The sequence below is a fragment of the Gluconobacter sp. ESL1110 genome (assembly GCF_058107395.1).
The window spans coordinates 121038-133870 of the sequence record NZ_JBYLUK010000007.1; the positions used below are offsets into that span (position 1 = coordinate 121038).

At 56.9% G+C, this 12833-nt stretch carries 13 protein-coding genes and 1 tRNA gene; 9 read left to right on the forward strand and 5 right to left on the reverse strand.

The annotated features are described in order from the left end of the window. Positions 1-49: 49 nt before the first annotated feature. A tRNA-Thr gene (locus AC3B6F_RS04655) sits at positions 50-124 on the reverse strand. 54 nt (positions 125-178) lie between these two features. Next, a complete protein-coding gene (gene dksA / locus AC3B6F_RS04660) occupies positions 179-592 on the reverse strand; it encodes an RNA polymerase-binding protein DksA (protein ID WP_026017597.1) in 414 nt (137 codons plus the stop codon). A 230-nt stretch (positions 593-822) separates the two neighbouring features. On the opposite strand from dksA, the gene AC3B6F_RS04665 reads away from it, so the two are divergent. Genes AC3B6F_RS04665 through AC3B6F_RS04675 form a run of 3 tightly spaced genes read left to right on the forward strand, consistent with a single transcriptional unit; the run spans position 823 to position 2653 of the window. Next, positions 823-1953, forward strand: coding sequence for a flagellar basal body P-ring protein FlgI (locus AC3B6F_RS04665; protein ID WP_062020926.1), 1131 nt, complete (start codon positions 823-825; stop codon positions 1951-1953). Beyond that, positions 1953-2252 (forward strand): rod-binding protein, encoded by a 300-nt coding sequence (locus AC3B6F_RS04670; protein WP_023944683.1) that lies wholly within the window; start codon positions 1953-1955, stop codon positions 2250-2252. Before AC3B6F_RS04665 ends, AC3B6F_RS04670 begins: the two co-directional genes overlap by 1 nt. After that, the gene (locus tag AC3B6F_RS04675) at positions 2249-2653 is read left to right on the forward strand and encodes a hypothetical protein (RefSeq protein WP_061930230.1); all 405 of its coding nucleotides are present in this window, start codon (positions 2249-2251) and stop codon (positions 2651-2653) included. The genes AC3B6F_RS04670 and AC3B6F_RS04675 overlap by 4 nt, the downstream gene beginning before the upstream one ends. A gap of 10 nt (positions 2654-2663) precedes the next feature. Here the strand turns inward: AC3B6F_RS04675 and AC3B6F_RS04680 are convergent, their stop codons facing one another. Continuing rightward, on the reverse strand, positions 2664-3956 hold the full coding sequence (locus tag AC3B6F_RS04680) for a hemolysin family protein (RefSeq protein WP_023944681.1): 1293 nt from the start codon (positions 3954-3956) through the stop codon (positions 2664-2666). Between the two features lie 143 nt (positions 3957-4099). Beyond that, the gene (gene hpnH / locus AC3B6F_RS04685) at positions 4100-5296 is read right to left on the reverse strand and encodes an adenosyl-hopene transferase HpnH (protein ID WP_010503805.1); all 1197 of its coding nucleotides are present in this window, start codon (positions 5294-5296) and stop codon (positions 4100-4102) included. Positions 5297-5599: 303 nt separating this feature from the next. Between hpnH and AC3B6F_RS04690 the strand changes: the two genes are divergently transcribed. The 5 genes from AC3B6F_RS04690 to AC3B6F_RS04710 all read left to right on the forward strand — a co-directional run bounded on the left by AC3B6F_RS04690 (position 5600) and on the right by AC3B6F_RS04710 (position 10781). Next, positions 5600-6253, forward strand: coding sequence for an ABC transporter substrate-binding protein (locus tag AC3B6F_RS04690; protein WP_062020919.1), 654 nt, complete (start codon positions 5600-5602; stop codon positions 6251-6253). A gap of 58 nt (positions 6254-6311) precedes the next feature. Continuing rightward, entirely contained in the window at positions 6312-7526 is a 1215-nt protein-coding gene (hpnI, locus tag AC3B6F_RS04695) for a bacteriohopanetetrol glucosamine biosynthesis glycosyltransferase HpnI (RefSeq protein WP_489823538.1), read from the forward strand. After that, complete coding sequence (hpnJ, locus tag AC3B6F_RS04700) at positions 7523-8947, forward strand: hopanoid biosynthesis associated radical SAM protein HpnJ (RefSeq protein ID WP_489823539.1); 1425 nt, start codon at positions 7523-7525, stop codon at positions 8945-8947. The genes hpnI and hpnJ overlap by 4 nt, the downstream gene beginning before the upstream one ends. 96 nt (positions 8948-9043) lie before the next feature. Next, positions 9044-9868 carry a hopanoid biosynthesis-associated protein HpnK gene (gene hpnK, locus AC3B6F_RS04705; RefSeq protein WP_489823540.1) on the forward strand — a complete coding sequence of 275 codons (825 nt, stop codon included), beginning with the start codon at positions 9044-9046 and terminating at the stop codon, positions 9866-9868. Positions 9869-9980: 112 nt separating this feature from the next. Further along, positions 9981-10781, forward strand: coding sequence for a c-type cytochrome (locus AC3B6F_RS04710; protein ID WP_489823541.1), 801 nt, complete (start codon positions 9981-9983; stop codon positions 10779-10781). Between the two features lie 52 nt (positions 10782-10833). Here the strand turns inward: AC3B6F_RS04710 and AC3B6F_RS04715 are convergent, their stop codons facing one another. Continuing rightward, on the reverse strand, positions 10834-11814 hold the full coding sequence (locus AC3B6F_RS04715) for an adenosine kinase (protein WP_489823542.1): 981 nt from the start codon (positions 11812-11814) through the stop codon (positions 10834-10836). 293 nt (positions 11815-12107) lie between these two features. On the opposite strand from AC3B6F_RS04715, the gene AC3B6F_RS04720 reads away from it, so the two are divergent. Further along, entirely contained in the window at positions 12108-12791 is a 684-nt protein-coding gene (locus AC3B6F_RS04720; protein WP_415573040.1) for a bactofilin family protein, read from the forward strand. Positions 12792-12833: the final 42 nt, after the last annotated feature.

Sequence of the window (12833 nt, forward strand, 5' to 3'; positions counted from 1 at the left end):
TGGCCCAGATCACTCTAAGGGCAAGATAATTTATATCGGGAGATTTAGCTGGTGCTGCTGGCGAGGATTGAACTCGCGACCTCTCCCTTACCAAGGGAGTGCTCTACCACTGAGCTACAGCAGCATTCCGTTGCCTTGGCGCGCTTCGTATCCTCTCAGCGCGCCCAGTGCAACCCCCTTAATCGTCGCGATGCACCTTTTCCATACGTTCATGACGTTCCTGGGCATCGATGGAAAGCGTTGCAATCGGGCGGGCTTCCAGACGCTTGAGACCAATTGGCTCGCCTGTTTCTTCGCAGAACCCGTAGCTCCCGTCTTCAACACGCTGAAGGGCCATATTGATCTTGGAAATCAGCTTGCGGGCGCGGTCACGCGTTCGCAGCTCAAAAGCACGATCCGTCTCAACACTGGCACGGTCGGTAATATCGGATTCATGAATACCACCTTCTGAAAGGCTGGCGAGCGTTCCGTCAGCTTCCTTCAACAGGTCAGCACGCCAGCGCAGAAGCTTCTGCCTGAAGTACTCCACCTGAAGGGGGTTCATGAATTCTTCTTCGTCGGAAGGGGTATAATCCGGCGGCAGCGTAATCATGCGCATCCAATCCCTGCTAGTCCGCCAACGTCCGATCGAGAGCCGTAGGCGATAACGCGCGGCTTATAGCCATCGCAGGCCGTTTCGCCAACCCCGAAGATCCTTTTCAGCTTTCGCGCCAAGCGCAGAATTCTGCGCTCATGTTAGGGGTTTCTTTACGATCCCGCGCCATTCTGAGGGCCGAAGGCTGTTTGAGGCAGCTCTACCCGTCAGGATTTCACTGAACTTTCATGCCTTTTCTCTCCCTTCTTCTCTCCTGTACCCGGCGATTGACTGCGCTTTTGTGTGCCTTTGCTTTGCTTATGCCCAGCATGACGCTAGCGGCCACCGTTCGCATCAAGGACATCACAGACATGGAGGGCGTACGAACCAACCAGCTTATCGGCTACGGACTGGTCGTTGGCCTCAACGGCACCGGAGACAGGCTTACAAATTCAATTTTCACACGAGAAACCTTGATTTCAATGCTCAACCGTCTGGGCGTGAACATCAGGGATCAGGAAACCCAGCTTCAAACGCATGATGTGGCGGCGGTCATGGTCACTGCCGACCTTCCAGCTTTTGCCCATGGCGGAAACCGGATTGATGTCACGGTATCCGCAGCAGGCGACTCCTCGTCTCTGACGGGCGGCACCCTTCTTGTCACGCCTCTCATGGCAGCAGATGGAGAAGTGTACGCTGTTGCTCAAGGTAGCCTGGCAACCAATGCGTTCAGTGCTCGTGGAGCCGCAGCATCCATCACACGCAATGTGCCGACCAGTGGTCATATTGCCAATGGTGCGGTCGTGGAACGCGAAGTCCCTTTCGATCTGAGTCATCGGCAGAATCTGCATCTCAGTTTACGCAATCCTGATCTGACAACAGCAAGCAGAATAGCTGCCGTTATCAATCGTGCATTAGGGCCAATTGCTGTTGTCCAGGATCCGCGCACCGTCCTGCTGGATCTCAGCACACATGACCCCGTTTCGACCCTTTCGCGTATCGGAGACCTTTTGGTAACGCCGGACAATCCAGCGAAAGTCATTGTGGATGAGGCGAGCGGGACCATCATCATGGGCGCAGACGTGCGCATCAGTACGGTCGCCGTGGCACAGGGAAACCTGACCGTTCAGATCACGGAAACCCCTCAGGTTTCACAACCTGGACCATTTTCCAATGGGCAGACTGCCGTGGTTCCTCGAACGAACGTGAAGGTCGACACTGGCAAGAACAATCATCTGGCCGTCATGCAGGGCGGAGCGACACTCCGAGAACTGGTCTCAGGGCTAAATGCCTTGGGAGTAGGACCACGTGACATGATCAGTATTCTGCAGGCCATCAAGGCTGATGGCGCCCTGCAGGCAGAACTGGAGATGCGTTGATGACCGTTTCATCTATCCCAACGTCCACACAGGGTTACGCCTTGCACAACACCGCCCCTGACACTGCAAAGACCATGAAAGCGGCTCAGGACTTCGAATCCATGACCATTAATCAGATGCTTCAACCCATGTTCCAGACAGATGATGACAGTCAGAACATGTTCAGCGGTGGAGCAGGTGAAAAGCAGTTTCGGCCCATGATGGTGGAACAGATCGCCAAACAGATGGAAAACAATGGCGGCATCGGCCTGACGGATGCCATCAATCGTCAGATGCTGGCTATGCAGGAACAGAAATGAGCATGCTTATCATTTCGGCCATGGAAAAACTCGTCTCCATTCTGGAAGCGGAGAATGCCTGCCTGTCCCAAGGCCGTATTCCTGAAGCCCTACTCCTGACATCGGACAAAAAAAGTGCTGCCTCGGCTTTGGGAGACGCTATTGAAGCTGCCTCATCTCAGGATATGTGCGTGTTTGCCGAGACGGCCATTTCTCCCGAACATCGCATACTTCTGGAAACAATGTTGAACCTGAGCAAACAGAACGGGGATCTGCTTCAGCGCGCCATCAAAACGCAGAAGCGTCTGATCGAGCTGCTCACCGACCCTCTCCCTTCGGAATCTCCACAGGGCTACGGCAGCATGGGAAGTTATGCCGATAAACCCTCGAAACGTCATTCACTTTTCGTCAGCCGCGCCTAACGCGCAAAAGTCAGTTTTCTGCAAGCACCTGGCGACTGACCTTAACTTTTGCGACACGGCGGCGCTCCATATCCATGACTTCGAACAACCATCCTTCGAAAGCCACCTTGTCCCCCTTGGCCGGTACACGTCTCAGCAAGGCCAGAATCACACCGCCAAGCGTGTGATAACTACCTCCTCCCGGAAGCTCAGGCAGGTCCAGGCGAGACCGTAACTCATCTGCTGGCATGAACCCGTCAAACACGTATTCATCGCTTCCTTCAGCAGCCTGAAGTTCCGAAGAACCACCTTCCGCCTTTTCTTCGCCGACGATTGCCTCGAACACGTCTGACGGCGTAACGATCCCTTCAAACGAGCCATATTCATCCAGCACGAACGTAATGCCGAGGTTCACACCACGCATGCGCTCGATCATATCCTGTGCGCTCAGACTGTCTGGAATAACCGGTGGTTCACGCAACGCGGCTTCAATGGAAACAGACATCCCCAGAAGCAGGCGGTCCATGATGTCCTTGGCAAGGATAACGCCCACCGGATGATCGACATCCCCTTCGCACACCACGATCCGGGCATAGGAAGACTGTCTGAGCTTACGCACCAGGGTTTCCTGATCCGCGTGACGATCAACCCAGAACAGCTCGTTACGCGGCGTCATGATGGCGCGAACAGGACGATCAGCCAATCGGAGCAGACGCTCGATCATGGCCTGCTCATCTGTTTCCAGAACGCCTGCACGGGCGCCTTCTGCCAGTACGGCGCGTAGTTCTTCTTCCGTCACAGCCGCACGAGTCAATGGACCGACGCGCAAAAGACGCAGCACAAGTGAAGACGTCCCACTCAGCAACCAAACAACGGGCTGAGCCACACGAGCGACCACGACAAGCAGCCAGGACAGACGGGACGCGATCAGCTCAGGTTGCTGAAGAGCAATCTGCTTGGGCACGAGTTCGCCAAAGACCAGCATGGCAAAAGTAATGGTCGCGACGACCAACACGATCGAGAGTTCACCCGCAAAAGGATGAAGCGTCGGGACGGTTGCAATCCAATCCCGGATATTGGCTTCGATCTGGCTGCCGCCGAATGTTCCTTCCAGAATGGAGACCAGCGTCATGCCGATCTGGACCGTTGGAAGGAAAGCGTGCGGATCATCCGCAAGTCTTAACGCTGCCGGGGCTCCGCGTACGCCCTGCTTTGCAAGAACTTCCAGCCTTGGACGTTTGGCTGAAATAAGGGCCAGCTCTCCCATGGCAAAAACAGCATTCAGGAGAATGAGCAGGCAAATAACAAAAATGGGGGTCAACATGATCCGGCCAGAGTAATGAGACCGTGATGATAGTCAGGACTGATGCCGGACACCATGATATTCATGCGACTAATGAGCGGGACACAAAAAAACCGGCCCCTGAAGGCCGGTTTTTGTGTCTGTCATGATCAGAAAAAACTGATTTAGTCAGCGGCATCCGCAGCCGCTGGAACAGAATTGGCCGCTGCACGACCGTTGACGCGTACACGAGGCCCACGGGCAGGCTTTCCACCTGTCGAGATCTTTTCCATCTGCTGCGCTACCTGAGCCTCATAGCCGTATTCGGCTGGACGCTGATTGGCGAGCGAGATTTCCGGGACCATCGGCTTTTCGGTTTCAGGTCCGAACAGGGCGACCTTGGCGATGTGCCAGGGACGACGGACGGCATCCATGACGGCTGTGGATTCGTAGCCGGAGTGAACCATGCAGTCAGCGCATTTCTCATATGCACCAGTGCCATACTTATCCCACTCGGTATCGTCCATCAGCTCCTTGAAGGTCTTGGCATAGCCTTCACCCAACAGATAGCACGGACGCTGCCAGCCAAACACGGTGCGGAGTGGTTTGCCCCATGGCGTGCAGTGGTAGTTCTCGTTGCCAGCCAGGAAGTTCAGGAACAGTGGCGACTGCGTAAAGCGCCACTTCTTGCCCTTACCCAGACGGAAAACGTCACGGAAAAGCTGCTTTGTCTTCTGACGGTTGAGGAAGTGTGCCTGGTCCGGAGCGCGCTCGTAAGCATATCCCGGAGCGGTCATGATGCCGTCAACGCCAAGCGCCATGACTTCATCAAAGAATGCAGCCAGACGCTCAGGAACAGCGCCATCGAACACTGTGCAGTTGATGGAGACGCGGAAGCCGCGAGCTTTGGCGGCCCGGATTGCTGCCGTTGCCTTCTCAAACACGCCATCCTGACAGACGGACGAGTCATGCATCAGCTTGTCGCCGTCCAGATGCACGTCCCAGGAGAAGAAGTGGGAAGGCTCGTAATCATCGAGCTTCTTCTCAAGGAGAAGACCGTTTGTGCAGAGATAGACGTACTTCTTGCGCGCAATCAGACCCTTGATGATCTGCGGCATTTCCTTGTGCAGAAGGGGTTCGCCACCTGCAACGGCAATGACTGGTGCACCTGCTTCCGTATCGGCATCCAGGCATTCCTGAAGGCTCATACGCTGGTTCAGGATCTGTGCCGGGTAGTCGATCTTACCACAACCCGCGCATGCGAGGTTGCAGCGGAACAGCGGTTCGAGCATCAGGACCAGCGGATATCGCTTGCGGCCCGTGAGGTGCTGCTTGACAACGTACCGCCCGACTCGGACAGCCTGCATCAAAGGAACGGCCATTATAATCCTCTGGTTTTGGCTTCCGGGAAAATGCGCCATGACAGCACGCCGGAGGCCTTACACATCTGAATGAGGCCCGGAAGGCCCTGGCAATGTCGGTCTGGGATAACCGGCACCGGAAGGGCGCGTCGGACTCTTGATTGACTGGCTATAGCCTCATTGTCATGTGGGCCTCAATGTCGTTGGTTGCAATTCTATGTAGTGATGTGGCCATTCGATCACAGAACGATTTATGCATCTGGCGGTTGTTACCGTGCAGCAGGAGCATGACCTCTTGCACAAAACGTCTCAGAGGACGAAAGCATGACCATGAATTCCCGATTTGCTCAGACAGCGACTCTGTCCCTTCTCACGGCCTGCCTTCTGGCAGTTCCCCCTGTGACAGCAGCACACGCTCAGACTGCCGCGGCAGAAGCCCCGAATACGGCTTCCGCCATTGCCCCAATCCAGGGTCTTTATGACGCGCTGAAATCCGCCCAGACGACGGGAAAGACAGCTCAGCAGCGTGCGACAATGATTGCCCCGGCCATTGATCGGGCCTTCGACCTCGAAGCTATCCTGCGTCGCTCGGTGGGTATTCGGTACAACAATCTAAGTCCGGATGACCGCTCGCGCCTGCTGGGTTCCTTCCGTCAGTTCACAATCGCGCGATATGCATCGTCTTTCAAACCGGGCAGCAATGCGGTTTTCGTCATCAAGCCGCAAACCCGCTCCAACCCTACAGGCGGCCAGATTGTAGATACAACGATTGGTGCCAGCGCAGACAATGGCACACCCATTGATTACATCATGACCAGCGGTGCCTCCGGCTGGCGCGTCACGGATATCCTGCTTGATGCCCACATCAGTCAGGTTGCAGCCCAGCGCGCCGACTTCGGTGGCACCCTGTCAAAGGGGGGCGCCAAGGGACTTGCAGATATGCTCGACCAGAAAACAACACAGTTCCTGCATGACTGACGCCAACCAGGCAGGACCGTTCTTCCCTGTTGATATGCAGGGGAGATAAGAGACCGCCGTGCCTTCTCCTCTCTCCATTGCCGCTGGCCTTTGCAGTCTTGTTTCAATAGCTGGCAACATACAGGCCCTGACAGGTGCTCTGCTTCTTGCGCGTTTTCGGAGCCGGGAACGCCGGGCAGACGAGTCTGTTCGCCTGTCTGACAGGCAGTGGCCATCCGTTACGGTTCTCAAGCCCTTACACGGTAATGAGCCCTTACTGAAAGACGCGCTGGAAAGCGTCTTTCAGCAGGATTATCCCGCTTTCCAGATCGTGTTCGGTGTTCATGATCCATCGGATACAGCTCTTGCCGTCGTTGAAAACCTGCGTCAGGTCTACCCTCAGATCCCTGTCAGCATCGTCGTCAATGCTGCGGAACACGGTCCCAACCGGAAAATCAGCAATCTCATCAATATGTACGATGAGGCGCAGCATGACGTTCTGGTCATTTCAGACTCTGACATTCATTGTGCCCCGACCTATCTGAAGCATGTTGTCGAAAGTCTCGAGAAGCCAGAAACAGGTCTGGTGACAACTCTTTATGCAGGACGCACGGCAGCTGGAACACTGGTTCAGCAACTCGGGGCCTGCCAGATCAACCATAATTTCCTGCCAGGCGTAATGATGTCACGCCTGCTGGGTCGTCAGGACTGTCTCGGCGCTACCATGGCTCTGACACGCCAAACCCTGACCGAAATTGGCGGACTTGAAGCACTGGTTGATCACGTGGCAGACGATGCCGAGCTTGGCCAGCTTGTCCGTCAAAGGGGCGAGACTATCGCCATTGCTCCGTCTCTCACCCATACGACTGTTGGCGAGCACACCCTGAGCGAACTGCTCTCTCACGAGCTGCGCTGGGGTAGAACCGTCAAGAATGTCGAACCTGTCGGCTATGGCCTGTCCTCGATTCAGCTTCCGCTGTTCTGGGCCGTCACAGCCGTTCTCTTTCGTCCCAACACATGGTGGACCTGGCTGCTGCTAGGGCTGACATGGGCCATTCGCGCCCTTGGAAGTCGGATTATCGACCGTGCGACAGAGTGTCCTCTCCCTGCCGCAATTCCCTTTCTTGCTGTTCGTGACTGGCTTTCCGCAGCCATCATGGTGGGCAGTGCCAGAGGGTCACGCGTTGCATGGCGCGGCAGAACGGTCCATATCGCTCGAAGAAAACGCAAATCTTCGGCGAGCGCCACAGCGTTCCAGTCTGGCGCCACCACCCACAGGAGTGTCCGATCATGATGAGAACCCTTTTTCTCCAGCCTCCTTCCTTCGACGGCTTCGATGGTGGTGCAGGCTCCCGTTATCAGGCCAAGCGTGAAATCAAGTCCTTCTGGTTTCCGACATGGCTGGCGCAGCCTGCTGCTCTGGTGCCCGGCTCCCGCCTGATTGACGCTCCTCCGGCGAAAATGGGCATGGACCCGATTCTTGAGGACGTAAAGAACCGCGACCTCGTGATCATGCACACATCTACGCCGTCCTTTGCATCCGACGTGCGCGTGGCGCAGATGATCAAGGACGCCAACCCGAAGATCATGATCGGCATGGTCGGCGCCAAAGTTGCCGTTCAGCCGGAAGAAAGCATGAAGCAGGGTGGCCCGATCGACTTCGTGGCCCGCAACGAGTTCGACTTCACGATCAAGGAAATCGCTGAAGGCAAACCACTTGCAGAAGTGGACGGTATCACCTGGCGCAATGCCGAGGGGGAGATCATCGCGAATAAGGACCGCGCGATGATCGAGGACATGGACAGCCTTCCGTTCGTGACGGAAGTCTACAAGCGTGACCTGAACATCAACGACTACTTCATCGGCTACCTGAAGCACCCGTACATTTCCATCTACACAGGCCGTGGCTGCAAATCCCGCTGCACGTTCTGCCTGTGGCCGCAGACGGTTGGTGGCCATCGCTACCGCACGCGCAGCCCGGAACATGTTGCTGCCGAGATCCGTCTCGCCAAGCAGTACTTCCCGGAAGTGCAGGAATTCATGTTCGATGATGATACCTTCACGGACGACCTGCCCCGCGCAGAAGCCATTGCCCGCGAGATGGGCAAGCTGGGCGTCACCTGGTCCTGCAATGCCAAGGCGAACGTTCCTTACGAGACCCTGAAGGTCATGAAGGAAAACGGCCTGCGTTTGCTTCTCGTGGGCTATGAGAGCGGCAACCAACAGATCCTTCACAACATCAAGAAGGGCATGCGCGTCGAAGTCGCCAAGGAGTTCACGAAGAACTGCCATAAGCTGGGCATCAAGATCCACGGCACGTTCATTGTTGGTCTGCCGGGCGAAACGAAGGAAACCATTCAGGAAACCATCGCCTTCGCCAAGGAAATCAACCCACACACGCTACAGGTTTCCCTGGCGGCTCCTTATCCGGGCACGGCCCTGCACAAGGAAGCGACTGAAAATGGCTGGCTGAACGTTGATGCCGCGGAGCTGATCGACGAGAACGGCGTGCAGATCGCCCCCCTGCATTACCCGCACCTGTCGCACACGGAAATCTTTGAAAGCGTCGAGGAGTTCTACCGGAAGTTCTATTTCCGCGGTTCCAAGATCGCTTCCATCCTGAACGAGATGATCCGCAGCCCGCAGATGATGAAGCGCCGTCTGCGCGAGGGTGTGGAATTCTTCCAGTTCCTCAAGGACCGTCACGCAGCCTGAGACCGTTCCTGACGGCCTCGTTTTCTCGGAAGGGGCATGGCTTGGCGGCCATGCCCCTTTTTTCATGACTTTTGCCCCCTGTTCCGGAACGTCATCATGACCCGTCGCGCTATTGTTTCCGCCGATGATTTCGGCATGAGCCTGGAAGTCAACGAAGCCATCGAGGCTGCGCATCGCAAAGGTGTTCTTTCGACGGCAAGCCTGATGGTGGCCGGAGATGCCGCGGCTGACGCGATCCGTAGAGCCAAGTCCATGCCCGATCTGCGGGTAGGACTGCATGTTGTCGCGATCGAAGGGAAATCCGTACTCGACCTTCCGGCCATTACGGACGAACAGGGCTGGTTTGGTAGCGATCAGCTTCGACTGGGTGTCGAATATTTCTTCAGTCCCCATGCCCGAAGCGCCATCCGCCGTGAAATCGAAGCGCAGTACCGCGTTTTTGCCCGGACAGGCCTTCCGCTGGATCATGCGAACGCACACAAGCATATGCATCTACACCCCACTGTAGGACGCTTCCTGATCGAGTCAGGCCTCAGTCACGGCCTCAGAGCCGTTCGCTCCCCTTTTGAGCCGCCTGAGCCAGTGGGTGCCAAAGACAGATTCAGTGATCGTGCCCTGCGTCGGTGGATCGGCGTGCTTCGTCATCAGATCCGAAAGGCGGGTCTCAAGACAAATGACTGGTGCTTCGGGCTACGCTGGTCTGGCCATATGACGCCGGACCGCATCCGCTCCCTAATCCCGAAATTGCCGGACGGTGTCAGCGAGATCTATTTCCACCCTGCCACAGCCCAAAACGCCATGATGCACCGCTTCATGCCCACCTACGATCAGGAAGGAGAACTGGCAGCCCTTCTTGATTCCGGGGTTCGGGATGCTTTCACACGGGAGAGCGTGCGCCAGATCGGCTGGTCGGACCTTTAAGACATCGGACTGAGACCTTTTTTGCTGTTTACCCGCCATGTTGCGATATCATTATGATACTGGAGAAATAAACCTCTGAATGGGCGGGAGATTTTGACGCGTGGCATCAAACATGAACGGACGACACCTTTTCAGGCGCCTTCTGGTTCTTGCAGGCCTGATAGCATCGCCCGCCTGGGCTGACCCTACCTCGGTTCTCAGCGTCAAGGATGGCGAGACTGTTCACAAGTTCAGCGTCGAAGAGCTTCTGCACCGCCCGGAAATCCAGAGACTCGATCTTTCCCACATCAAACAGCCTCTCGGCCCAGACGTCCCCGCAATTCCACTTTCTGCTCTGATTCATCAGGAGGATGCACTGGCTTTTCAGGCCACGGACCTTTTTACGGCGGAGATTCCCCGCAGCGTCTTTGAGCAGGCCCGCAAGCATCACGTCACGGCGTGGATCGCCATCGAGGACAAGGAATGGCCGAAGCGCCATCCGCATGGCCACGATCTGGGGCCTTTTGCTCTGGTCTGGACGGGAGAAGACGTTGGTATCATCAAGCAGGAACAGTGGGTCGATCAGCTTGCGGCCATTTCCCCCTCATCCAGCAATGAATTACCTCCTGCGACCAATCCTGCAGCAGCGCAGGGGCAAGTTGTCTTTGCAGAAAACTGCCTGCCCTGCCATCAATTGATGGGCGTTGGTGAGGGCACGATGGGCCCGGACCTTGGGCGCCCTGTTCCGGTTACGGAGTACATTACACCCAAGGGACTACGCGCCATCGTCCGCAACCCGAAACAGGTTCGGAAATGGCCGAGCGAGCATATGGAAGCATTCCCCGAAAGTACAATTTCGGAAACCGAGCTCGACGCTCTCTGGGCCTATCTTCAGGAGGTTGGCCAGTCTGGCCTTGCCCAGAAACATCTCTGACACATCAGCAACAAAGTGATCCGGGAGAAGGACGCTCCCGGATCGTGGCCAATCAGGCGCGCAGGGCAAAATCTTCCTGAGGGCGCGCGCCAAAACGCGTGATGATCGCGCCGGCCGCCTGATTGCCGAGCTTCGCACACGTCACAAGATCATGCTTCTTGCTCAGACCTGCGAGGAAACCCGCGGCAAACGCGTCACCAGCACCCGTCGTATCCACAACCTTGACCGGCGTCGTCGGAACATCGTGACGCTCGCCCTTGCTGATGACGACAGCACCCTTTTCACTCCGCGTGACGACAGCGAGCTGGGTTTCTGCGGTAACCTGCCGGAGAGCGTCCTCAAAATCCGTCGTTTCGTACAACGCCAGAAGCTCGGCTTCGTTGGCAAAGAGAATATCGACGTGACCGGCGACAAGACCACGGAAAGCCGCGTGATGACGACCGACACAGAACGTGTCTGACAGAGTCAGTGCAACCTTACGACCAGCCTTTCGCGCCAGCGTAGCGGCATGCTCGAAAGCAGCCTGCGCGTGCGGCTTGTCGTACAGATAACCTTCCATGTAGGTGATGGCGGCATCCGCAACCGTGTCTTCATGCACGTCTGCCGGTGTAAATTCCGTGCAGGCCCCGAGATAGGTGAACATGGTGCGCTGCCCGTCGGGCGTTACGAGAACAATACACCGCGCGGTCGGAATGTCTTCAGACGCAGCCAGCGGCTGGGACGGAAAAGTCAGGCCCTGATCGCGGATATCCTGTGCAAAATGGGTTCCGGCCTGATCTTCAGCAACCTTGCCGAGATAAGACACTTTTGCGCCCATGCGTGCCGCAACCACAGCCGTGTTGGCGCCGGAACCACCACCAGCCACACGCTCGACAGCAATCCGGTTTTCAATGGCCTGTGCCGTTGCCGCGTCAATCAGGGTCATGCTGCCGGGAGTGGCACCGAGATCGGCAATAACCGTCGGATCAACGGAAGCAAGAACATCGACAATGGCGTTACCGATGCAGAGAAGGTCGTGCTTGGGGGCGGACATCAAGGCTCCAGAGTTCACAAAAAGGCAGAAAATCGTTCAGGACGCCATCTGCGCCATGAAATCAACACGATCATAGGGGCCCTCTTAGGGCACGCCAACACCCCGGATGGCCCCCTCTGCTGTTGAGTGCATGTCAGATTATGACATTTAGCTGAAAGCGCGGGTTGTCCGTCCGGGGCGTGACCGTGTAAGCCTTGTCAGAGGCCGCTCCTGATCGCGTCTGCATTCGCAGGGCTGCCAGAGGGCGACCGAGACAGAGTCATTGTTTTTTCCAGATCCGTAGCGGGGTTTCCTTGTTCAGAAGACGCAAACCGGAAGAAGACGCAAAGCCTGCCGAGACCAGTCAGCTCGCCGGGCAGCCCATCTTTCCCAGCCGGCCGGATGCTTCCAGCCAGACCACTCCTGCGTCCGGATCCGGAACCGCCAGCCCCCAGCCCAATCAGCAGAAGGACCCCGCCTCCATGGGTCGTACCCCTTTCCCGGCACCGCCATCCCCGAACAATCTGCCGGGCGCAACGCCGGCCGCAGCACCTCGTCCGGGTGCAGCAGGTGTACCGGGCGCTCCGCGCCAGACGGGCCCAGAGCGTCGCACGCTGGTCGTTGGCCGCGGCATCAGCGTTCAGGGTTCGGTTCAGGATGCCGAGCGTCTGGTCGTTGAAGGGACTGTCGAGTCCAGCATGATCCAAGCGGCTGAAGTCGTTGTTGCACAGGGCGGCGTTTTCCGCGGCGCAATTGAAGTTGAAGATGCGGAAGTGGCTGGCACGATTGACGGCACCCTGACCGTCAATGGCAGCCTCACAATCCGTGGCAGCGGCCGTCTGATTGGTAAGGCAAAGTGCCGTCGCCTGCAGGTTGAAGACGGTGGCCAGATCACAGGCCAGCTCGAAATGATTACGGATGGCGCCGCACCGCGTCTCCCGATCGCGGAGCCTGCAAAGACAGCCCCGGAAGTGACAGAGGAAAAGGCTGAAGGCTAATCCTTCTCCGCTTTTATCTGACGGTTCTGAAAAACCCGTTCC

Coding starts and splice junctions, on each gene's coding strand:
- dksA (WP_026017597.1), bottom strand. CDS start 592: ATGATTACGCTGCCGCCGGATTATACCCCTTCCGACGAAGAAGAATTC.
- AC3B6F_RS04665 (WP_062020926.1), top strand. CDS start 823: ATGCCTTTTCTCTCCCTTCTTCTCTCCTGTACCCGGCGATTGACTGCG.
- AC3B6F_RS04670 (WP_023944683.1), top strand. CDS start 1,953: ATGACCGTTTCATCTATCCCAACGTCCACACAGGGTTACGCCTTGCAC.
- AC3B6F_RS04675 (WP_061930230.1), top strand. CDS start 2,249: ATGAGCATGCTTATCATTTCGGCCATGGAAAAACTCGTCTCCATTCTG.
- AC3B6F_RS04680 (WP_023944681.1), bottom strand. CDS start 3,956: ATGTTGACCCCCATTTTTGTTATTTGCCTGCTCATTCTCCTGAATGCT.
- hpnH (WP_010503805.1), bottom strand. CDS start 5,296: ATGGCCGTTCCTTTGATGCAGGCTGTCCGAGTCGGGCGGTACGTTGTC.
- AC3B6F_RS04690 (WP_062020919.1), top strand. CDS start 5,600: ATGACCATGAATTCCCGATTTGCTCAGACAGCGACTCTGTCCCTTCTC.
- hpnJ (WP_489823539.1), top strand. CDS start 7,523: ATGATGAGAACCCTTTTTCTCCAGCCTCCTTCCTTCGACGGCTTCGAT.
- hpnK (WP_489823540.1), top strand. CDS start 9,044: ATGACCCGTCGCGCTATTGTTTCCGCCGATGATTTCGGCATGAGCCTG.
- AC3B6F_RS04710 (WP_489823541.1), top strand. CDS start 9,981: ATGAACGGACGACACCTTTTCAGGCGCCTTCTGGTTCTTGCAGGCCTG.
- AC3B6F_RS04715 (WP_489823542.1), bottom strand. CDS start 11,814: ATGTCCGCCCCCAAGCACGACCTTCTCTGCATCGGTAACGCCATTGTC.